This is a genomic window from Sphingobium sp. FG58 (assembly GCF_057809055.1).
In genome coordinates, this window is sequence record NZ_JBMDJF010000007.1 from 121,817 (window position 1) to 143,380 (window position 21,564).

21 protein-coding genes are annotated in these 21,564 nt (G+C 64.5%); 8 read left to right on the forward strand and 13 right to left on the reverse strand.

Annotated elements, in window-relative coordinates; translation table 11 throughout:
* Window positions 1–18: 18 nt before the first annotated feature.
* Together ACODR8_RS10915 and crtY are read right to left on the reverse strand one after the other, a co-directional pair.
* Window positions 19–1,509: a phytoene desaturase gene (locus ACODR8_RS10915; protein ID WP_489007251.1), complete on the reverse strand. Its 1,491-nt coding sequence runs from the start codon at window positions 1,507–1,509 to the stop codon at window positions 19–21.
* Window positions 1,509–2,657, reverse strand: a complete 1,149-nt coding sequence (gene crtY / locus ACODR8_RS10920; RefSeq protein ID WP_489007252.1) for a lycopene beta-cyclase CrtY — start codon at window positions 2,655–2,657, stop codon at window positions 1,509–1,511. Before crtY ends, ACODR8_RS10915 begins: the two co-directional genes overlap by 1 nt.
* Window positions 2,658–2,775: 118 nt before the next feature.
* Here crtY and ACODR8_RS10925 point away from each other — a divergent pair, with 118 nt between their 5' ends.
* The 4 genes from ACODR8_RS10925 to ACODR8_RS10940 are packed head-to-tail and all read left to right on the forward strand — an operon-like array spanning window position 2,776 to window position 5,505.
* On the forward strand, window positions 2,776–3,048 hold the full coding sequence (locus tag ACODR8_RS10925; RefSeq protein ID WP_119749492.1) for a metal/formaldehyde-sensitive transcriptional repressor: 273 nt from the start codon (window positions 2,776–2,778) through the stop codon (window positions 3,046–3,048).
* Window positions 3,045–4,040, forward strand: coding sequence for a CDF family Co(II)/Ni(II) efflux transporter DmeF (gene dmeF, locus ACODR8_RS10930; protein ID WP_489007253.1), 996 nt, complete (start codon window positions 3,045–3,047; stop codon window positions 4,038–4,040). The genes ACODR8_RS10925 and dmeF overlap by 4 nt, the downstream gene beginning before the upstream one ends.
* A gap of 56 nt (window positions 4,041–4,096) precedes the next feature.
* A complete protein-coding gene (locus tag ACODR8_RS10935; RefSeq protein WP_489007254.1) occupies window positions 4,097–4,768 on the forward strand; it encodes a hypothetical protein in 672 nt (223 codons plus the stop codon).
* Window positions 4,769–4,803: 35 nt separating this feature from the next.
* Window positions 4,804–5,505 (forward strand): hypothetical protein, encoded by a 702-nt coding sequence (locus tag ACODR8_RS10940; protein ID WP_489007255.1) that lies wholly within the window; start codon window positions 4,804–4,806, stop codon window positions 5,503–5,505.
* Here the strand turns inward: ACODR8_RS10940 and ACODR8_RS10945 are convergent, their stop codons facing one another.
* The 3 genes from ACODR8_RS10945 to ACODR8_RS10955 form a co-directional block, all read right to left on the reverse strand.
* Window positions 5,506–5,934, reverse strand: a complete 429-nt coding sequence (locus tag ACODR8_RS10945; protein WP_119749486.1) for a protein tyrosine phosphatase family protein — start codon at window positions 5,932–5,934, stop codon at window positions 5,506–5,508.
* A gap of 152 nt (window positions 5,935–6,086) precedes the next feature.
* Window positions 6,087–7,859, reverse strand: coding sequence for a DNA helicase RecQ (recQ, locus tag ACODR8_RS10950; protein ID WP_489007256.1), 1,773 nt, complete (start codon window positions 7,857–7,859; stop codon window positions 6,087–6,089).
* Between the two features lie 271 nt (window positions 7,860–8,130).
* Window positions 8,131–8,451 carry a hypothetical protein gene (locus ACODR8_RS10955; protein ID WP_489007257.1) on the reverse strand — a complete coding sequence of 107 codons (321 nt, stop codon included), beginning with the start codon at window positions 8,449–8,451 and terminating at the stop codon, window positions 8,131–8,133.
* A gap of 38 nt (window positions 8,452–8,489) precedes the next feature.
* Here ACODR8_RS10955 and ACODR8_RS10960 point away from each other — a divergent pair, with 38 nt between their 5' ends.
* Window positions 8,490–9,614 (forward strand): serine hydrolase domain-containing protein, encoded by a 1,125-nt coding sequence (locus ACODR8_RS10960; protein ID WP_489007258.1) that lies wholly within the window; start codon window positions 8,490–8,492, stop codon window positions 9,612–9,614.
* On the opposite strand, the gene ACODR8_RS10965 is transcribed toward ACODR8_RS10960, so the two are convergent.
* The 7 genes from ACODR8_RS10965 to ACODR8_RS10995 form a co-directional block, all read right to left on the reverse strand.
* On the reverse strand, window positions 9,611–10,399 hold the full coding sequence (locus ACODR8_RS10965) for a PhzF family phenazine biosynthesis protein (protein WP_489007259.1): 789 nt from the start codon (window positions 10,397–10,399) through the stop codon (window positions 9,611–9,613). The two genes, ACODR8_RS10960 and ACODR8_RS10965, sit on opposite strands and share 4 nt — an antisense overlap.
* 82 nt (window positions 10,400–10,481) lie before the next feature.
* Window positions 10,482–12,263 (reverse strand): SLC13 family permease, encoded by a 1,782-nt coding sequence (locus ACODR8_RS10970; protein WP_489007260.1) that lies wholly within the window; start codon window positions 12,261–12,263, stop codon window positions 10,482–10,484.
* Window positions 12,264–12,517: 254 nt separating this feature from the next.
* On the reverse strand, window positions 12,518–13,603 hold the full coding sequence (gene aroC / locus ACODR8_RS10975) for a chorismate synthase (RefSeq protein WP_489007261.1): 1,086 nt from the start codon (window positions 13,601–13,603) through the stop codon (window positions 12,518–12,520).
* Window positions 13,600–14,025, reverse strand: coding sequence for an endonuclease domain-containing protein (locus ACODR8_RS10980; RefSeq protein WP_489007262.1), 426 nt, complete (start codon window positions 14,023–14,025; stop codon window positions 13,600–13,602). Before ACODR8_RS10980 ends, aroC begins: the two co-directional genes overlap by 4 nt.
* 66 nt (window positions 14,026–14,091) lie before the next feature.
* Window positions 14,092–14,898 (reverse strand): enoyl-ACP reductase FabI, encoded by an 807-nt coding sequence (gene fabI / locus ACODR8_RS10985; RefSeq protein WP_489007263.1) that lies wholly within the window; start codon window positions 14,896–14,898, stop codon window positions 14,092–14,094.
* Window positions 14,895–15,851 carry a YihY/virulence factor BrkB family protein gene (locus tag ACODR8_RS10990; protein WP_489007264.1) on the reverse strand — a complete coding sequence of 319 codons (957 nt, stop codon included), beginning with the start codon at window positions 15,849–15,851 and terminating at the stop codon, window positions 14,895–14,897. The genes fabI and ACODR8_RS10990 overlap by 4 nt, the downstream gene beginning before the upstream one ends.
* 15 nt (window positions 15,852–15,866) lie before the next feature.
* On the reverse strand, window positions 15,867–16,775 hold the full coding sequence (locus ACODR8_RS10995) for a DnaJ C-terminal domain-containing protein (RefSeq protein WP_489007344.1): 909 nt from the start codon (window positions 16,773–16,775) through the stop codon (window positions 15,867–15,869).
* A 180-nt stretch (window positions 16,776–16,955) separates the two neighbouring features.
* Here ACODR8_RS10995 and ACODR8_RS11000 point away from each other — a divergent pair, with 180 nt between their 5' ends.
* The 3 genes from ACODR8_RS11000 (at window position 16,956) to ACODR8_RS11010 (ending at window position 20,471) form a co-directional block, all read left to right on the forward strand.
* Window positions 16,956–18,299 (forward strand): hypothetical protein, encoded by a 1,344-nt coding sequence (locus ACODR8_RS11000; RefSeq protein ID WP_489007265.1) that lies wholly within the window; start codon window positions 16,956–16,958, stop codon window positions 18,297–18,299.
* A gap of 86 nt (window positions 18,300–18,385) precedes the next feature.
* Complete coding sequence (gene pdxH, locus ACODR8_RS11005; protein ID WP_489007266.1) at window positions 18,386–18,961, forward strand: pyridoxamine 5'-phosphate oxidase; 576 nt, start codon at window positions 18,386–18,388, stop codon at window positions 18,959–18,961.
* A 178-nt stretch (window positions 18,962–19,139) separates the two neighbouring features.
* On the forward strand, window positions 19,140–20,471 hold the full coding sequence (locus ACODR8_RS11010; protein ID WP_489007267.1) for a dicarboxylate/amino acid:cation symporter: 1,332 nt from the start codon (window positions 19,140–19,142) through the stop codon (window positions 20,469–20,471).
* A 149-nt stretch (window positions 20,472–20,620) separates the two neighbouring features.
* On the opposite strand, the gene ACODR8_RS11015 is transcribed toward ACODR8_RS11010, so the two are convergent.
* A complete protein-coding gene (locus ACODR8_RS11015) occupies window positions 20,621–21,505 on the reverse strand; it encodes a bestrophin family protein (RefSeq protein WP_489007268.1) in 885 nt (294 codons plus the stop codon).
* Window positions 21,506–21,564 lie beyond the last annotated feature (59 nt).

The window sequence follows — 21,564 nt, forward strand, 5'->3', positions numbered from 1 at the left end:
TCATTATATATCAGATACTTAAGTTACCGATGCCATATCGTCGATCATCAGCGCCGCGGTCGCCTTTGCGCTGCCGACGACGCCGGGGATGCCAGCCCCCGGATGCGTGCCTGCGCCCACCAGATAGAGGTTGGGGATCACATCGTCGCGATTATGCGCGCGGAACCAGGCGCTCTGGGTCAGTAGCGGCTCCAGGCTGAAGGCGCTGCCCAGATGGGCGTTGAGATCCCGCCCGAAATCGGACGGCGCATAATGGAATTGGGTGACGATGCGCGAACGGATGTCGGGGATCAGGCGATGCTGGATCTCGTCCAATATGCGTTCGGCATAGGCGGGCGCGAACTGGTCCCAGTCGATCGGCAGCTTGCCCATATGCGGCACCGGGGCGAGCGCGTAGAAGGTGGAATGACCTTCGGGCGCCATCGACGGATCGGTGACGGTCGGGTGGTGCAGATAGAGGGAGAAATCCTCCGGCAGCACGCCATGATCGTAAATGTCGGTCAGCAGCCCCTTATAGCGGGGTCCGAACAGGATCATATGGTGCGGGATGCCAGGCCAGCTGCCCTTGATGCCGAAATGCAACACGAACAGGCTGGGCGACCAGCGCTTGTGCGCCAGCTTCTCACCCTGTTTTTGCCCGCGCGGATGGTGGGCCAGCAGATCGCGATAGCTGTGCATCAGGTCGGCATTGCTGGCGACCGCATCCGCCTCCCCGCGCCAGCCCGACGCGGTATGGACGGCAGTGACCTTGTCGCCATGGGTTTCGATCCGGGTCACCTTGTCGCCCAGCCGCAATGTGCCGCCCAGCCGTTCAAAATGGGTCGCCATGCCCTGCACCAGACGGTTGGTGCCGCCTTTGGCAAACCAGACGCCGCCATCCTTTTCCAGCTTGTGGATCAGCGCATAGATGGCGCTGGTGTTCATCGGATTGCCGCCGACCAGAAGCGTGTGGAAGGACAGCGCCTCACGCAGCTTCTCATTCTTCACATAGGAAGAGACGATCGAATAGACCGAACGCCAGGCCTGATATTTGGCAAGGGCGGGCGCGGCCTTGATCATCGAGGCGAAGTCGAGGAAGGCGACGGAGCCGAGCTTGCGATACCCCTCCTCATAGACGCCGGCGGCATAATCGAGGAAGCGTTCATAGCCTGCGACATCGGCGGGATCGAGCTTGGCGATCTCCGTCCGCAGCGACGCTTCGTCATTGCTATAATCGAAATTGGTGCCGTCGCGCCAGTTGAGGCGATAGAAGGGGCTGACCGGCATCAGCGTCACATCCTGCGCCATGTCATGCCCCGACAGGCGCCACAGTTCCGACAGGCAATCGGGATCGGTGATGACGGTCGGCCCGGCGTCGAAGGTGAAGCCGTCCTTTTCCCACATATAAGCGCGCCCGCCCGGACGGTCGCGTGCCTCGACGAGGGTGGTGTCTATACCGGCGGATTGCAGGCGGATGGCGAGCGCCAGCCCGCCAAAGCCTGCGCCGATGACGATCGCTTTTCTGGTCATCAGGCGGGCGGATTCAACAATGTTCGCATGGCATCCCTTATGGGCACGGGGGGGCGTCCGCACAAGATGCGGATGCGGTCGGTGAGGGTGGAGCGTCCGGCGTAGAAGCGCTGGATGAGCGGCGCGGACAGGCGATAGAAACGGGCGAAGATGCGCCAGCGCTGGTCGGGTTGTGCCGCGCCGAACAGCATCTTGCCGAGCAGGCGATAATAGCCGCCGTTGCGCCAGTGGGCAGCGGCGCGGGCGCGGGTGACGGCGGCCAGACGATCGAGCGGCTGGTCCACCAGCCAGGTGGCAAAGCGCACGGCGTCTGGCAGCGAATAGCCGGTCATCGGCTGGAATAGGCCAGCGCGCACGCCAGCGCGGGCGATGGGATCATTGCTGGACCAATAGGCGTCGAAATCGCCGCCATGGACGACCGGCAGCACGCCCTGTTCGCGGTGGATGACGGTGCCGTGCCAACCCTTTGCCTGCGCATAGGCGGCGATGCGCACGCCGATCGTGGCGACATCCAGCGCCGGGCTGTTGCTGTAATAGGTGTCCTCAATGAAAATGGTGCGCGCGTCCCATGGCAGCAGATAGACGAAGCGATAGCCGTCAATCTGATCCACGGTCGCGTCCATGATCACCGGCCGATCGAACCCGTGCGGCGCATCGAGCCGCAGCGTATGGCCGACAAATTTCTGCCAGCCGCAGCGCAGCATCGAAAGGTCGCCCGCGCCGCGCGCGTCGATCACTGCGGCCGCTGCAATCTCTCGCCCGTCGGCCAATGTGATGCCCGACGGTGACACGGACATAGCATCCGCCCCGGTCAACACGGCGTCGCCCAGCGCGGCGCGGACATGGGCGTCGAGCTTGGGCGAGGCGACGCTGTTATAGGGGGTGTCGAGCCGACGCTGATGGCCCGGAAAGCGGACTTCATGGCCCTGCGGCCAGCGATGGCTGACCAGCGGATCGATCAGCCAGCGGTCACCCGGCACGACATCGCCATCGAAGAAGGACCAGATATGATTGCCGCCAATGACCGCGTCACGTTCGATCAGCGCCAGCCGCACATCGGGCCGCCGCGCGGCGAAGGCGAGCGCGATCAGGCTGCCCGCCAGGCCGCCGCCAAGGATCGCCAGATCGCATTCCACCCGCTTGGTCATGCCATCCTGTTAGGGGAGGCGATAGGACAAGGCCATGACTCAAATGGCGCGGCGGCATGGTTTTTGGGGAAGCGGGGCATCTTGTCATGACCACCGCTATAGGATAGGGGGCTATCCTATGCATATTATCGCTGATCGGGACAAGTTGCTGGCGCGGGTGCGCCGTATCGCGGGACAGGTGGCTGCCGTCGAGCGCCAACTGGCGGGCGACGCGGGTTGCTCCGAAACGCTGCAACTGGTGGCGTCGGTGCGCGGCGCGGTGGGCAGTTTGATGGAGGAGCTGATCGAGCAGCATATGCGCGAACATGTCGCCCGGCCCGGCCTGACCGATGCCGAGCGCACAGCCGCAAGTGAGGAAATGCTGGCGCTGATCCGCCGCTACGGGAAATGACGATGCATAACGACCATCATCATCATGGCCATCATGCCCATGATCGGGACCATGACCAGGGGCTGGAAAACGCCGCATCGCTGCAAGGCGGCGATGGCGAGGACAGCCATCATTTCGACCATATCTATCTGTCCGCCGGGCATGACGAGAATGCAAAGCGCACCCTGTGGGTCGTCTGGCTGACTGCCGCGACCATGGTGGTGGAGATTGTCGCTGGCTGGACCACCGGTTCGATGGCGCTGCTGGCCGATGGCTTTCATATGGCCACGCACGCGGGCGCGCTGGCGGTGGCGGCGGCGGCCTATGGCTATGCCCGGCGGCACGCGCGCAACCCGCGCTTTACCTTTGGCACCGGCAAGGTTGGCGATCTGTCGGGCTTTGCATCCGCGCTGCTGCTGGGGGTCATGGCGCTGTTCATCGCGATCGAATCGGGGATGCGCTTCTTCCAGCCGGTCGAGGTTGCCTTTGGCGAGGCGACTTTGGTCGCGGTCGTCGGGCTGGTCATCAACATCATCAGCGCCTTCCTGCTGGGGCATGACCATAACCATGATCATGACGGGCATGATCACGCCGATGGTGCCAAGCATGGCCATGCCGACAATAATCTGCGCGCTGCCTATGTGCATGTGCTGACCGATGCGCTGACGTCGGTGCTGGCGATCGCGGCGTTGCTGGCGGGGCGATATCTCGGCTGGTGGTGGATGGACCCGGCGGTCGGCCTGCTGGGTGCGGTAGTGATTGCGCGCTGGGCGTGGGGCCTGATGAAGGATACCGCCGCGATCCTGCTCGATACCGCCGAACCGGCGCTGATGGCGACAGTGCGGACGCTGGTGGAGGCCGAGGGCGCGACCATCCGCGACCTGCACGTCTGGCGCATCGGTCCCCATGCCCATGCGTCGATCATCAGCCTAGCACCGGGCGCGGACGCCGCGCGGATACGCGCGCGGGTGCGCACCCTGCCCCGGATGGAGCATGTGACGGTGGAGGGCTGAGATTTCCATGCTCTAAAGGGATTGCCCTGCGCACCGGCTTTGTTCGATGATGCGCCATGGATTTCATGAAATGGATCAACTCGCTCGACGAGCTTCTCTACGAAGTCATGAGCTGGCTGCTCTTCTTTCCGCTCACCCTGTGGCGTTCGATCGTCCATCCCTTTGCGATGATGGACTATGCCGATGACCAGCTCGCGCTGCCCGATGACGAGCAATATGGTGCGGCGCTCAGCCCGCCGCTGTTCCTGGCGATTGCGCTGCTGATGGCCCATGCGGTTTCGCTGGCGCTGGGGCAGGTCGACGCGATCGTCGCCGACCGGCACGGGCTGGCCGGACTGGTCAATGACGATGCCAGCGCGCTGGTGCTGCGGCTGGTAGTCTTTGCGTCCTTTTCCCTGTTCACCGCGACAAGGATGGTGCGCCGGCGCGGCCTGCCGATCGACCGCAATGCGTTGCGCGCGCCCTTTTACGCGCAATGCTATCCCACCGGCGTGTTCGCGCTGGGCATTGGCATAGGCATCAGCCTGGCCCGCACGACATTGCCCGTCGCCTATATAGGCGGCATCGGGCTGGTCGTCGCAAGCATAGTCTATTATGTCATCATCGAGACACGCTGGTTCGCCATGAAGCTGGAAACCGGCTATATTTCTGCGATTGGTGCGGTTGCCATCACCCTGTTTGAAGCATTTACCCTGTTCCTTATCGTCGGATTTCTGTTCACGCGCTAATGTTCGTATCAGCGCCCCGCCAGGAGGATTGATCCATGCGTTGCCTGCCTGTGATAGCCGTCCTGCTGGCGGCATCCGCGACCCCCGCCATCGCCCAGACCCCGCCCGATGTCGCCGATCTGGTCGGCGCCAGGGCCGCCGGGGGCGAAACCCAGCTGGAGGCACGGGGCTATCGCTTCATCACCACCAATGTGGTGCGGGACACGAAATGGTCCTTCTGGTGGAGTGAGCGGCAGCGGCAGTGTATTTCGGTGGCGACGGCGGAGGGCCGATACAGTGCGATCGGCACGGTTCCGGCGGCCAATTGCAATGCTGGCGGCGGCGCGCCAACGCGGCCAACGCAGCCCTTTGACCGGATTTCGCTGGTCTGCATCGGCGCGGGCAGCGGGCCTGCGGCGCAAAGCACGTCCGGCTATCGCTACAATCGCAAGTCGCGCAAATTCGAACCGGAATTTGGCACGACCATGGGGCGCGAGGCCTTCTCGTCCGATCTGGAGATCGAGATTGCCGATGGCATCGGCCGGGTGCATCCGTCCGGCAAGCTGGTGTCGCCGATCCATTCGGGCGGGAGCGATGGCTGGTGGCCGATCGCCGACCTGCTGGTGACGCCGGACCGGATTACGGGCAGCTATCGCATGAACGGGCTGAACAAGCCGCGCATCGATTATGATCGCCGCACACGCATCGTCCATGTGCGCGCGGCGACCGAATTTACCGGGCGGTGCGAGGAGCAGTGATCAGTCGCTCTTGAGCGCGTCCATGATCTGCCGCACCGGGGTGATGTCATAGCCTGCGGCAGCCGCCTGTGCCGCCAACACGTCGCCATTGTCCCCTGCCCGCGCGCGCGTGAGCGCCCAGAGCAATGTGCTGCGGGTGCCTGACCGGCAATAAGCGAGCGTCTTGCCCGTCCCGGCCTGTTCCAGCGCGGCGGCCATGCCATCGAGCTGCCAGGGGGCAAAGCCGCCATGGGCGACCGGCACGGCCACATAAGCGATGCCCGCCGCCTTGGCTGCGGCTTCGATTTCCGCGCCGTTGACCTGACCCGGCTCCTCGTCATCGGGGCGGTTGTTGACGATCATCGTCACACCCTGCGCCTTGGCCTCTGCCACCTGATCGATCGTGATCTGGGGGGAAACGAGGATATGGTCGGTCAGTTTGCGGAACATCGGCGGGTCTCCTTTTGCCGCAGCCATGCGCGCTCATATCTAAGGTTTCAAGATATTTGGTTCGCGCAGAGGCGCAGAGAGCGCGGAGATAAGAAGAGGCATATCATCTATGATTAGGTCTCTGCGTCCTCTGCGCCTCTGCGCGAAACCGTTCAGAGATAGGGCCGGATCGCTGCCAGGAAGGCGTCGCCCCAGGCGTCGAGCTTCTTTTGCCCGACGCCGCTGATCGTGCCGAGATCGCGCAGGCTGGTGGGGCGCTGTTCGGCCATTTCGCGCAGGGTCGAATCATGGAAGATGACATAGGGCGGCACGCCCGCCTCCTGCGCCAGTTCGCGGCGGCAGGTACGCAGCGCGTCGAACAGTGGATCGCCGACCGGATTGGCCTCCGCCCCGTTGCGGGCGTTGCGCTTGCGGCGTTCGCGCTTGGGCGGCACGAGGATGCGCACCTCCTCCTCCCCGCGCAGGATGGGCCGGGCATTGGGGCCGAGCATCAGCCCGCCATGTTCGGTCGTTTCCAGCGCGTCGCGCACCAGCAGCGCGCGCGACACCGGGCGCAGCAGCGCGGCTTCGTCGCCCGACACGATGCCATAGACCGAAATCTTGTCATGGCCGCGCTCGCGCAACTTGTCGGTGACGCCGCCGGTCAGCACCGCCTCGATATGACCGGAGCCGAAGCTTTGCCCGGTGCGATAGACGGCGGAGAGATATTTGCGCGCGGTTTCGGTGGCGTCGACGCTGGCCGGGGGGGAGAGGCAATTGTCGCAATTGCCGCAGGTGGCTGGCGGGGATTCGCCGAAATGGCGCAGCAGAATGGCGCGACGGCAGGTGGCGGTCTCCACCAGTGCGCCAAGCGCAGCGATGCGGGTGCGTTCGCCCTGCTGGCGGGACGGGTCCAGTTCCATGATCCGCTGGCGGGCGCGAGCGAAATCCTCTGCGCCCCAGAAGAGATGCGCGACCGCCGGTTCGCCGTCACGGCCCGCGCGGCCCGATTCCTGATAATAGCCCTCGATCGACTTGGGCAGTCCTGCGTGCGCCACAAAGCGCACGTCGGGCTTGTCGATGCCCATGCCGAAGGCGACGGTGGCGACCATCACCATATCCTCGCTGGCGATGAAGGCGGCCTGGTTGCGGGCGCGAACGGCGGGGTCGAGGCCGGCATGGTAGGCGCGGACGGGGCGGCCGCCGCGACCCAGCGTCTCGGCCATTTTCTCGGTCGCGGCGCGGGTCTGGGCATAGACGATGCCGGGACCGGGATGGATCGCGACCAGATCAGCAAGCTGACTGGAGAGGCCGTCGCGCGGATGGACGGCATAGCGGATATTGGGCCGGTCGAAGCCGGAGATGATGAGGCCATCGCGCGGGATGCCCAGCTGGACGAGAATATCCTCGCGCGTATGCGCGTCCGCGGTGGCGGTGAGCGCCAGGCGCGGGACATCAGGAAATTCGTCGAGCAGCGGGCGCAGCAGGCGATAGTCGGGGCGGAAATCATGGCCCCATTCGGACACGCAATGGGCCTCGTCGATCGCGAAGAGCGCGACCTTTGCCGAGCGGAGCAGGCTGCGAAACCCCTCCTGACTCGCGCGTTCGGGGGCGACATAGAGCAGGTCGAGATCGCCATTGCGGAGGCGATCCTGCGTCTCCCGCCAGTCGGCATCCACGCTGGTCAGGCTTGCGGCGCGCAGGCCCACGGCGTTGGCCGCGCGCAACTGGTCATGCATCAGCGCGATCAGTGGCGATACAACGACGCAGCAGCCATCCAGCGCGGCGGACGGCAACTGGTAGCAGAGCGACTTGCCCGCCCCGGTCGGCATGATCGCCAGCGTGGGAAGCCCCGCCATAACGCGGCCAACCACCTGTTCCTGTACCCCGCGAAAGGCGGGAAAGCCGAATATGTCGTGAAGGAGGGTGGGAATGTCGGGCCGCATCGCATGGCCTCTAGCGGCTGAGGCGCAGGGGGGCCAGTGGGTGTTGCGTTATGATGGTCGTCTGGGGTCCCTTATCCCTCTCCCTTGAGGGAGAGGGCTGCGCAGACTTGGCTGCTTGCAGCCTTAGTCGTAGCTGGGAGAGGGTGTAGCGACCGCAACGCTGCACGCACGATCAGCGCCGATCCCCCTCATCCAACTTCGCCTAAGCGCCTTCGTCGCCAAGGCTACGTATCCTTCTCCCCACCGGGGAGAAGGTCGCTTCTGGTCCGCTTCACTCCACCGGGTCGAGCAGGCAGCCCCAGCCGGGGCGGAAGCGGGCGGTGCGGGTGGCCATGAGCGGGACGCTGGCGTCCACCGCCTTGTCCTGTGGCCGGTCGGTCAGCCGGACCAGCGCCATGCCCGGTTCCTTGTCATCGGCGCAACTGTCCATGGCGCGGCCTTCGACATAGCGGCAGGAACAGGTCAGCCGCGCGCCATAGGCGGCGCCCAATCGGGCCTGATCACGCAGGCTGTTCCAGTGCCAGCCAAGCGCGATCAGCAGCGACAGGCAGAGCGCAAGGGCAAGATAAATGATCGTCCGGCGACCCGGCATATTCCCGACTCGGTTGGGGATGGCTAAGGCCGCGGCTTATGAAGAGGGAATGGAACAGCGTAAAGCGGCTTGGTCTGGGCGTGGCCCTAGCTGCGCTGGTCGGCGCGGGCGGGCTTTGGAGCGCGCGCGCGGCCGATCCACAGCCGCTCTATCGCGTGTCGCGCGACGCGGTGGTGGACGAAGCCGCGCTGCGCGCCGCGATCGACCCGCTGTTCGACGATAACGACATGGGCGACACGCGCGCCTTGCTGGTGATGCGCGACGGGCAGATCATGGCGGAACGCTATGCGCCCGGTTTCGGCCCGGACACGAAATTGCTGTCCTGGTCGATCGCCAAGAGTGTGACGGCGGTGCTGGTCGGGCTGATGGTGTCGGACGGGCGACTGGCGCTCGACGCGCCAGTGCCGGTCGATGCGTGGCGCCAGCCGGGCGACCCGCGCGGGCGGATTACGCTGCGCCAGTTGCTGACGATGACGTCGGGGCTGGACCATATCGAGGATGGCGATCCGCAGCCCGCTGGCGATACGGTGCGGATGCTGTTTGCCGACGGCGCGCAGGATATGAGCGGCTTTGCCGAGGCCAAGCCGCTGGCCCATGCGCCCGGATCGACCTTTTCCTACTCCACCGGCAGCACGATGATCCTGACCGACCTGATGACGCGGATGCTGACCAACAGCGACGATCCCGATGCACGGCGGCGGGCGATGCAGATGTTTATCGACGGCAGGCTGAAGGCGCCGGGCCAGTTGCCCAGCCTGACCCCGGAATATGACGCGGCAGGCACGATGATCGGCGGCAGCATCCTGCACATGACTGCGCGCGATTATGGCCGCTTTGGCGAATTGCTCCGTCGCCATGGCCGCAGCCCGACCGGTCACCAGATATTGCCGGAGAAATGGATCGACATCATGACCACGCCATCGGCGCGCAACCCGGCCTATGGCGCGCATCTGTGGCTCAACCGGGAAAGCAGCGAGAGCGCGCTGATGCCAGGACAGGCCCCCGCCAGCCTGTTCGGCTGCGTTGGCCATAATGGGCAATATATCCTCGTGTCCCCGTCCCAGCGGCTGACCGTCGTGCGGATCGGCATGTCGCCGCACAAGGAACAGCGGGTCGCGGTCAAGACGGCGCTGGCCCGGCTGATCGGGCTGTTTCCGGGCTAAAGCAGGAACCGCCCTTCGATCACCGTACGGCACCCGCCGGTCAGGATCACCCGGTCGCCCGCCAGCGTGCAGCCCAATCGCCCGCCGCGGGCCGAAGCCTGAACGGCGCTGATGTCTGTCTTGCCCAGCCGCGCCGCCCAATAGGGGGTGAGCAAACAATGGGCCGATCCGGTGACGGGATCTTCATCCACCCCGCCGCCCGGCACGAAAACCCGGCTGATGATGTCGCTATCGTCCCCCGGCGCGGTGGCCATCAGCAGCAGGTCGCCTGCCGGGCGGAGCGCGGCGAAATCGGGCGTCAGGGCGCGGATCGCGGCGGCGTCGCGATAGACGAACATGCCATAGCCACCGTGGCGCCAGCGCGTTTCCAACACATCGCCGCCCATCCCCGCCGCCAGATCGGGCAACGGCTTGGCCTGCGTCTCCCATGCGGGCAGTGACAGTTCATAGCCTGCCCCGGCCCGCACGACCGTCAGCACGCCGGCATGGCGGGTGCGGAAACGGATCGCATCCCAATCCCCCATGAGGACATGGCCGCTGGCGAGCGTGGCGTGGCCGCATAATTTGACCTCCACCGTCGGGGTGAACCAGCGCAGCGCATAATCTGCATCCGGGTCATCTAGGGTTGGAATCGTGAAGGCGGTTTCGGAGAGGTTGTTTTCCGCCGCTATGCCCTGAAGCGTCGCATCGTCGAGCCATTGATCGAGCGGCATGACGGCGGCGGGATTGCCGGTGAATGGCGCGTCGGCAAAGGCATCGACCTGGGTGAATGGCAGGCTGGGCATGGCGGGTTCCTTAGCAGGTAGAGGTGCCGTGATGCCGGGCGCGCAGGTGGGCGAACAGGGCCGCCCGCGCGGGATTGGCCGTCTAGCCCAGCAGCACCAACGCGCTGCACACTGCCAGCCCGACGATGATGTTGATCGGCACGCCGATCCGCACGAAATCGGCGAAGCGATAGTCGCCCGCGGCATAGACCAGCGCATTGGTCTGATAGCCGATCGGGGTGGCGAAGCAGGCCGACGCACCGATCATCAGGGCGATGACCAGCGGGCGCGGATCGACCCCCAATTGCTGCGCCAGCGCGATGGTGATCGGCGTGAGCAGTGCCGCTACCGCATTGTTGCTGAGCAGTTCGGACAGCAATAGCGCGAAGAAATAGATGATGAACACCAGCGACCAGACCGGCGCGACCGTCAGCAGCGGGGTAATCCAGCCGACCATCAACGCCACGCTGCCCGCCCGTTCCAGCCCAAGACCGACCGCCAGCATCGCAAAGATCAGGATCAATACGTCGCCGTCGATCGCCGCCCAGGCTTCTTCCGGGTCGATGCAGCGGGTGACGAGGATGACCCCAACGGCGATGAAGGCGGCCATGCCGATGCCGATCATGTCGAGCGCCGACAGCAGCACGACCGCCGCCATCGCCGCCATGGCGATCCACGCCTTGTTGCGGCGAAAGGCGCGGGTGCGGCTGATGTCGACGCCGATCAGGTGGGGATTGTCCTTGAGCGATCGGATTGCGTCGTCGCTGCCGGCGATCAGCAGCCGGTCCGCGCCGCGCACCCGCGCTTCGGCCAGTGCAGGGCCGGGCAGATGGCGCGACCGGTGGATGCCGATGATGCGGACGCGCAGGGCATGGAGGAAGGGAATGTCCAGCAACCGCTCCCCGATGGAAGGGTGGCTGGGGGCGACCATCGCTTCGATCACCGTACCTTCGCGCGCCGATGTGCTGGAATCGGCGGCCACGCCCAGATCGAACCCGCCCGATTCGCGCAGCGTCATGATGGCGGTGCCATCCGCCCGCACGATCAGCCGGTCGCCGGAGCGCAATTCTTCGGTCAGTATCTCGCGCCGCCTGATCTCGCCGCCGCGCTTAAGGCCGAGCAAGACGACCGAGGGGCTGAACAGGCCAAGCGCGCCAATCTCCCGCCCGATCAACTCGCTATCCTGCGGCACCACCAGTTCGGTGAGATAATCCTGCACGGTGCCGCCCGTCTCTCCGCTGATCGCGGGTGGATCGCTGGGCAGCAGGAAGGACAGGCAGAGCAGGGCAACAATACCGGCGGCCGCACCGGCCAGGCCATAGGGGGTGATGTCAAAAATGCCGAACGGCTCCATCCCCTGATCGGCAGCGATGCCCGCGACGATCAGGTTGGTCGATGTGCCGATCAAGGTGAGGCAGCCGCCCAGCACCGCGACCGTGTTCATGGGGATCAGCAATTTCTTGACCGGATAGCCGGTCGCCTGCGCCAGTTTGAACATGATCGGGATCAACAGCACGACGACGGGCGTGTTGTTGAGGAAAGCCGACAGGGAGACCGCCCCCAGCGTGACTTCGGCCAGTGCCAGCCGGGGATGTTTTTTGGCGCGGGCCATGATGATGTCGGCAACGCGATTGATCACCCCGGTGCGGATCAGCGCACCCGACAGCACGAACATCGCCCCGACGGTCAGCGGCGCGCTGTTGGAAAAGACGGAGAAGAGCGATTTTTCGTCGAGCAGGCCGAGCAGGGCAAAGGCGCAGGCTCCGACCACCGCGATGACCGTGGGCGAATAGCGTTCGCGTACGAAGGCGATGAACATCAGCGCCAGAATCAACAGGCCGATTTCCGCGCGATACACGCCCAGCAGCGCGGTGATGAAGTGCATCTGTGTCTGTCCCCCGGATCGCGGCGTCGCGTCTCCTGCCACGGGGTGAAACGAAATGGGCCAGCCATGGTTGCATGGCTGGCCCGTATCGCGGCGGTATGGGGACATTTTGTCGTCATGTCCGCGCTGTGCGTGGTGACGTTCCCCAGGCTTACGCTCTGCCGCTGGCCCTGTGGCGGGCCTGAAACGGAGCCTATCCTAAATTTGCCGAGTCGTCTCGCCTTTTCGGCGCAGGATCGCTTCGCTTTGGCGCGTCAGTCGGTTTCGGGGCGTTCGCCGCATTGGGCGCGGTGGAGCAGTTTCTGGTCGGCCAGTACCAGCGCCATCATCGCTTCGACCACCGGCACGCCGCGAATGCCGACGCAGGGGTCGTGGCGGCCCTTGGTGATGATGTCTGACGCTTCACCTTCACGGGTAACGGTTTCGACCGGGATCAGGATCGAGCTGGTCGGCTTGAACGCAACACGGACCTTGACGGGCTGGCCAGTCGAGATGCCGCCGGCGATGCCGCCGGCATGGTTGGCAAGGAAGATGGGGCCGTCATTGCCCGGTCGCATCGGATCGGCATTTTGCTCGCCGCGCAGGCTGGCGGCGGCGAACCCGTCGCCAATCTCGACACCCTTGACCGCGTTGATGCTCATCATCGCGCTGGCCAGTTCGCTGTCGAGCTTGGCATAGAGCGGCGCGCCCCAGCCAGCCGGGACGCCCGACGCGACACATTCGACCACGGCGCCGAGCGACGAGCCGTCGAGGCGGGCTTCGTCGACCAGCTTTTCCCAGCGCACCGCCGCCTGCGCATCCGGGCAGAAGAAGGGATTTTGTCCGATCAGCGCCGGATCGAAATTGTCATAGTCGATGGCGTCGCCGCCAATGGCGCTGACATAGGCGAAAATATCGACTTCGGGGATGACCGCCCGTGCCACCGCGCCCGCCGCGACCCGGCTCGCGGTCTCACGCGCCGACGATCGCCCGCCGCCGCGATAGTCGCGAAAGCCATATTTGGCGTCATAGGCATAATCGGCATGGCCGGGGCGATAGGCTTTGGCGACGTCCGAATAATCTTTCGATCGCTGGTCGGTATTTTCGATCATCAGGCTGATCGGGGTCCCGGTGGTCAGCCCTTCAAACACGCCCGACAGGATGCGGACCTCATCCGCCTCGCGCCGCTGGGTGGTGAATTTGGACGTGCCGGGCTTGCGCAGGTCGAGCCAGGGCTGAATGTCGGCTTCGCTCAGGTCCAGCCCCGGAGGGCAGCCATCGACGACCGCGCCGATCGCAGGACCATGGCTCTCGCCCCAGGTGGTGAAGCGGAACATACGACCGAATGTGTTGAAACTCATATTCCCCTCTCCCCTTGGGGGAGAGGGAGGGGCCCGCCCGGCGCAGCCGGGTGGGAGGGTGAGGGGTTTTGGCGCGCCGTCATCAATATTGTCTCCAACACCCCTTCGATATTGCTCAACACATCCGCATTGGCGAAACGGACGATGCGGAAGCCTTCTCGTGCCAGTCTTTCCGACCGATGCCGGTCGGCTGCTTCCCTAACGGCATGGTCATCGCCGTCAACTTCGATGACCAGACGGAGATCGGCGCAATAGAAATCCGCGATATAATCGACCAGCCAGACCTGTCGCCGGAATTTTAGACCTGCAAGCTGGCGGCTGCGCAACCTAGCCCAGAGCCGCCTTTCCGGCTCGGTCGGGTCGCGTCGCATGGTGCGAACCCGATTCAGGGAGTCTGGCGTTGCAGGGTCAGGTCGCTTCATTCCCCTCACCCTCCCACCGCTTCGCGGCGGGCCCCTCCCTCTCCCCTGAAGGGAGAGGGTCAGTTGTCACTTGTCCAGCGCGATGTCCGGGGCGTCCTCGGCCTTCATGCCGATGACGTTATAGCCAGCATCGACATGGTGGATTTCGCCGGTCACGCCGCTTGCCAGATCGGACAGCAGGTAAAGGCCTGCGCCGCCGACATCCTCGATCGTGACGTTGCGGCGCAGCGGCGAATTCAGCTCGTTCCATTTGAGAATGTAACGGAAATCGCCGATGCCGCTGGCGGCCAGCGTCTTGATCGGCCCGGCGGAGATAGCGTTGACGCGGATATTTTCCGGGCCAAGGTCCATCGCCAGATATTTGACGCTGGTTTCCAGCGCGGCCTTGGCCACGCCCATGACGTTATAATGGGGGATGACCTTTTCCGCGCCATAATAGCTCAGCGTCAGAATGCTGCCGCCATTGGGCATCAGCGCGCGGGCGCGGCGGGTGACTGCCACGAAACTGTAAGCAGACACGTTCATGGTCAGCAGGAAATTTTCCAGGCTGGTGTCGACATAGAGGCCGCGCAGCTCATTCTTGTCGGAAAAGCCGATCGCATGAACCACGAAATCCAGCCCGCCCCAGCGCGCCTCAATCTCTGCAAAGGCTGCGTCCAGCTTGCACATGTCAGTGACGTCGCAATCGATCAGAAAGTCTGATCCGACCTGCTCTGCCAATGGCCGGACCCGCTTGGCCAGCGCGTCGCCCTGATAGGAGAAAGCCAGTTCCGCGCCCTGTTCATGCAGCGCTTTCGCAATGCCCCAGGCCAGCGACTTGTCATTGGCCAGGCCCATGATGAGGCCACGCTTTCCTGCCATCAAGCCGTTCATATCGTCGTTCCATTCCCTTGGGTGTCCGGCTCTGCGGCCTCTTCCTCTTCGGGAAATTCCGCCAGCGCCGCATTCAGTTCCGCGCCAATTACCACGCCAAGCCCGACGAGAAAGAAAAAAATGAGCGTGATCATGACGCCCGCCAGACTGCCATAGGTGCGGTCATATCCGCCCAGCAGCGACAGGGTGGGCGGCAGCAGCAAGGTGGTTGCATACCACCAGAGCGATGTGGCGACCGCACCGGGCCATTTGGGAAAGCGGCGATCCTTGTACAGGGTCGGCGTCAGCGACACGAACAAAGACCAGAGCGCCACGCAAACGATGCCCATCGGCACCAGCTTGGCCGATGCCACCAGCGCGATCGCATCGTCGGCCCAGGGCAATATCTGTTGCAAAAACTGGTCGATGCCGGTGATGACGACCTGCAACGAGAAAGCGAACATCACCGCGACCACGCTGACGAGCGTGATGCCGACCGCGCCCAGCCGGTAGCGCCAGAAGGGCTTGGTGCTTTTGGTGCCATAGGCGCGGCGGAGAATGTCGCGGATCGTTTCAATCAGGCTGCCCACGGTCCACAGGCCGACCAGCGCGCCCAGCCACAGCAGCGGGCCGGAGCGGGCGGCCAGCACATCGTTGATCGGCTGGCGCACGACCTCCGCCACCCCGCTCGGCACGGTGGTCAGGAAGGCATTGACGGCCTGCACCCCATCCTGCGTCCGGCCAAAGATGCTGGCCACCGCCGCCGCGACGATGAAGAAGGGGAACAGCGTCATCAGCGAGAGATAGGCGAGATTCCCGGCATGGATGAACCCGTCGCTATAGGTGCCGACCGCGACCCGCTTGAAAATCTCGAACGGGTGCGATCCGGGGCGGACTCGGTTGATGTGGCGGTGGATATGACCCGCCATCCGGTGGCGACGGGATTCAGGCGACAGGGGCGAAGGCATGGGCATTCGCCCGATAACGCCCTAGACGCCCAGATGGGCGCGCACGGCCCGCCGGTCCTGCCAATTTTCCACCAGCGCCTGAATCGCCGGATCATCGGCGGGAACGTCGACCATCAGGGTGACGAGCTGGTCGCCGCGCGTGCCGTCCTTGCCGGTAAAGCCCTTGCCGCGCAGCCGCAGCGTCTTACCCGACGCAGTGCCGGCGGGCACGCCCAGCATCACCGGGCCATCGACGGTCGGCACCTTGACCTTGCCGCCCTTGACCGCTTCGTCCAGCGTGATCGGCAGGTCGAGCCGCACATTGTCGCCGTCGCGGGTGAAGAAGGGGTGCGGGCGCAGGTCGATCGTGACGATCGCGTCGCCCGCGCCGCCCGGTCCCTGCTGCCCCTTGCCCGACAGGCGCATCTGCGTGCCGTTTTCGACCCCGGCTGGCAGTTTCAGGTCGATGGTCTTGCCATCCTGCAGGGTGATCCGCTGCGGCGCCAATATGGCTGCGTCGGCAAATTGCACCGCCAGCCGGTAGGCGACGTTCGCGCCCCTGGGTTGCGGTGCCTGACGGCCAAAGCCACCACCCGCGCGACGCCCCGCCCCGCCGAACAATCCTTCGAAAATATCGCCGAAATCAGCGCCGCCCGTCTCAAAGCCGCCCGGCTGGCCGCGAAAACCGCCACCCCCACCGCCACCGCCAAAACCGAAGGGCGCGGTCGGATTGCCATCAGCGTCAATTTCACCCCGGTCGAAACGGGCGCGCTTGTCCTTGTCGGACAGCAGGTCATAGGCATTGGTCGCAGCGGAAAATTTATCCGCAGCCTTGGGATTGTCCCGATTCTTGTCGGGGTGCAATTCCTTGGCCAGCTTGCGATAGGCGGACTTGATCTCCGCGTCGGTCGCGCCGCGCGCGACGCCCAATGTGGAATAGGGATCGGCCATCATCTTACCTGTTGCGAAAAAGCATCACTTGGCGACTATGTGGCGGAGGATGGCGCGACATTCAAGCAATGGATGCGCGCCAAGCCCGCCATAACCCTGTTGGGGTATGCGCCCCGTCCCGCCAATTGTTAGCCGCCGCCTGTCTCGCGTGGGGAATGCGAGTATTTTGGGGGTTAAATCATGTTTCAGAAATTTGCTTGGGGTGCCGTGGCCGCCCTGTCGATGCTCGGCCCGATCGCGACCACCGCGCAGGCGCAGGTCGGCCCGCCGCCGCCAACGCCGCAGCAGCTCGACCAGCTGGAAAGCCTGTTCCGCATTGGCGTGACGCTGGGTCTGCCCGGCGGCGGCGCCCTGACCGACAGCTATGGCCTGGACATCGCCAATGACGGCCAGGATTTCATGAATCCGCAGCGTTTGCGCGAGCGTTATGGCGCGCAATATAATGATCTGCTGCCGGTCAGCGGCGTCATCGATTTTCGCGGCCTGCCAATCTATGGCTTTTATGACGCCAACAGCTCGGTATTCCGCATCTCTATCCCCGCGCTCGATGCGGAAGGCGAAACCTACCAGAACCGCTTCAACGGGGTAACGCGCCAGTCCTCCTACGACCTGTTCAACGAATATCTGGACGAGGTCGACAGCGCCGAAGCCGAGCGGCTCGTGCGCCTGCTCCTCAAATCGCTGGCGCGCTATTCGCCGGTCGATCCGCTCGCGGGCAACCCCAATTCGGTGCAGAGCGGCCTGATCCGATCCAGCCTGGACCTGTCGTCGGGCGATTCGGCGATCGAACAGGCGGCCAATGGCGGCACCAACACGGCGGGCGACCCGTGGATCGTCGGCGCCAATTATAGCGGCGGTTCGTCGGATGGCGGTCGCTATGACTTCATGCGCGTGGACGGCCGGATTGCGCGCAGCTTCCGCCTGAGCGAAGGCGGCCGCGCCCTGCTGAAATTCGATCTGCCGGTCAGCTATTCCGAAGTGAATGGCGCGCGCGCCGCGACCGCCCAGTTCGGCGTCGGTGTCGAATTTCCGCTGATCGCGCAGCGCTGGTCGCTCGAACCGCGGATCGGCTACGGCATCACGGGGTCGGATCAACTGGGTTCGCTCGGCCATATGATCTCCACCACGGTGGCCAGCCGCTATGTGCTGGACGGACTGGGCCGGGGTCGGCTGATCATCGGCAACATGATCGGCTACACATCGACGATGAGCACCGGATTTACCGGTTATAACGTCAATCCGGGCCTGAAAAACTGGGCATTCCGCAACGGGCTGGCCTATGACCTGCCGCTCAAATTCCGCGGGTTCGGGCGCAATACGTCGGTTCGGGCCAGCTATGCGCTGACGAACTATACCGGCGACAAGCTCTATTATAGCACTTTCCACGAAATGACCCTGTCGCTGGGCATCAGGGGCCGCGAAGAATCGGCGCGCAACGCCCGCGACCTCATCCGGCTGAACTTCAACCTGATCAAGGCTGGCGACTATACCAGCTGGTCGGCGGGTCTGGGTTTCCGCTTCTGAGGATGCGAGGGGGTGTCGCGCTGGCACCCCCTCCCCTTCGGTCAGCCCGTATCGACAGGGCCGCGTCCCGCCCCTAAAGACCGGGCATGACCGATCCCTTTGCCCTGTTCGACGACTGGTACGCCCAGGCGCGCGAGAGTGAAATCAACGACAGCAACGCCATGTCGCTCGCCACCGCAGACGCGGACGGCCATCCGTCGGTGCGGATGGTGCTGCTGAAAGGGCACGGCCCGGACGGTTTTGTCTTTTACACCAATTTTGAGGGGCGCAAGGCGGGCGAACTGCTGGCCAATCCCCATGCTGCCTTGCTGTTCCACTGGAAATCGGCGCGGCGGCAGATCAGGGTCGAAGGCCCGGTCGGCCCGGTCGATGATGCGACCGCCGACGCCTATTTTGCGACCCGCAGCCGCGATAGCCAGCTGGGTGCCTGGGCATCCGACCAGTCCCGCCCCCTGCCCGACCGCCAGACCTTCATGAACCGCTATGAGGCTGAACGAGCGCGGTTCGAGGGTGGGCCTGTGCCACGCCCGCCGCATTGGTCGGGCTTTTGCGTCACGCCGCAGCGGATCGAATTCTGGCAGGATCGCGAGCATCGCCTGCATGAGCGGCGGCTGTTCACCCGCGCGGGCGATGGCTGGAGCGAGGGTTTTCTCTACCCTTAAGCGCTTCTGACGCCACCATTTCGGACGAAGCGAGGCGCGGAAAGCGCGCGCTTGTTCGTCTATGCTGATGCCCCCTGACGCGCGCCGATTGCCGGTGGCCCATGGGCCTGTTAGGTGTCGGCCTGACAGACGTAAAAGAAGCGCGGAGCTTTGGCTCCAGCGGCCTAGAGGGACACGGATGCGTAACAGACTGACGGCCTTCATTCTCACCGGCATGGTCCTGGGGGTGATTGTAGGCTTCGCAGCCAATCTGTGGGTTGGCAGCGACAAGACGCTGGCCAAGGATGTGGCTGGCTATTTCCACCTGCTGGCCGACATATTTCTCCACCTGATCAAGATGATCATCGCGCCGCTGGTTTTCTCCACGCTGGTCGCGGGCATCGCCCATATGGGGGACAGCGCCGCGCTGGGGCGGATCGGCGGGCGTGCGCTTGCCTGGTTCGTGATCGCCAGCCTGATTTCGCTGACCCTGGGTCTGATCTTCGTCAATTTCTTTGCGCCGGGCGAAGGGCTGAACCTGGTCCGGTCGGGCGCGGAATCGGGCGTGAATACCGAAGCGCTCAATTTCCGCGACTTCATCCTCCACGTCTTTCCGACCTCCATGGTCGGTGCGATGGCGGAAAATTCGATCCTCCAGATCGTCGTATTCTCGTTGTTCGTCGGCGTCGCGCTGACCGCGATCGGCGAAAAGGGCAAGCCGGTCGTCACCGTCATCGAATCGATGGTCGAACTGATGTTGCAGGTGACCGGTTATGTCATGCGCGTCGCCCCCTTCGCGGTGTTCGGCGCGCTCGCGTCAGTGGTGACGACCGAGGGGCTGGGCGTGCTGGTCACCTTTGGTGAGCTGATCGGCGAATTTTATATTGCGCTGGGCGCGCTGTGGCTGCTGCTGTTCGCGGCGGGATCGATATTCCTGGGCAAGCGGATGTTCACGCTGATCCGTTATGTCCGCGAACCGATCCTGATCGCCTTCTCCACCGCATCGTCCGAAGCCGCCTATCCCAAGATGCTGGAGCAGCTGGACCGCTTCGGCGTGCCGCGGCGGATTTACAGCTTCGTGCTGCCGCTGGGCTACAGCTTCAACCTTGACGGGTCGATGATGTATTCCACCTTCGCGACCATCTTCATCGCGCAGGCCTATGGCATCGACCTGCCGATCGCGACCCAGATCACGATCCTGCTGGTGCTGATGGTGACCAGCAAGGGCATCGCCGCCGTGCCGCGCGCCAGCCTGGTGGTGGTCGCGGCCACGCTGGGCCAGTTCGACCTGCCGGTCGAGGGCGTCGCCTTCATCCTGGCGGTCGATCATTTCATGGACATGGGCCGCACCGCCACCAACGTGCTGGGCAACGCGATCGCCACGTCGGTCATCACCAAATGGGAAGGGATGCTGGAGGTCGAGGAGCCGATCGACGTCCCCCATCCCAAGGCGCCGGCGCATACCGCCGCGCATGGCCGCGCCGGGCTGGAGCTGGCCCCCGACATGGTGGATGACGAGCGCAAGGGGTAGTCATCGCCTTCTCCCCGCCGGGGAGAAGGATAGGAAGCCTTGGCGACGCAGTCGCTTAGGCGGACTTGGAAGAGGGGGTTCGACGCAGAGGCGGCTGGCTTGCGTTGGCTTGGCACACCCTCTCCCTCAAAGGGAGAGGGTTTAAGCCCTCACCACAACACCCCGCGCGCGGGCTTGAGCGGTTCCGGTGCAGGGTCGCCGATGGACTGGAGCAGGTCGATCTCGATCGTGCGGCACATGGCGTTGAGCGATACGTCATGCACGCTGTTGGCGAAGGGATCGACCAGATCGTCGCCGATCCGCAACACCGCCAGGAACATGAGGCCCGCAACGGTGGACCCCAAAGGCGTCGCCAGCCCCAGCGTCTCGACCAGCCCGATCGGCAGGAAGAGGCAGAAGAGATGGGTGAAGATAGTCGGCAGATAGCGATATTGCACCGGTAGCGGCGTATTTTTGAGCCGCTCCATCCCGCCCTGCGCATTGGCGATGTCGACCAGCACCGCCTCCATCTGGGTCTGCTGGATCGTGTCGATCCACCCTGTGCGCCGAGCAATGTCGATGCGCCGCCCGGTGCTGTCGAGCAGGCCGTTGGCCGGATTGGTGCGGGCCAGAGCCAGCCCCTTGTCCTTTTCCTCCAGGAAACGGGTGACATCGTCATCGATCGGCAGCCGCCGCAACTGGCAGCGCAGCGCGTTCACATAGGCGATCTGGCGCTTGACGATTTCGCGCTTCAAATCGCGCCCTTCGGGATCGGGCAGGAAATTGCGGGTCGCGCGCGCCAGGCTGCGCGAGGCGTTGATCATCGCGCCCCACAGGGTGCGCCCTTCCCACCAGCGCTGATAGGCCGAATTGGACCGGAACCCCAGGAACAGCGCCAGCGCGGTGCCGAAGATGGTCAGCGGCAGTTCGGGCGCCTTGAACGGCAGCACATAATAAGTGATCGTGACGGCGCAGTCCCACACGAACAGTAAGGTCAGCGGCTTCCACACTTCTGTCGCCATGCGGCGTAAGCTGGGGACGGGATCGACGATCATGCTGGTCTCCAAGGGACAGGACCGCGCTAACGCAAGAGGCGCGGAAAAGCTCCCTCGAT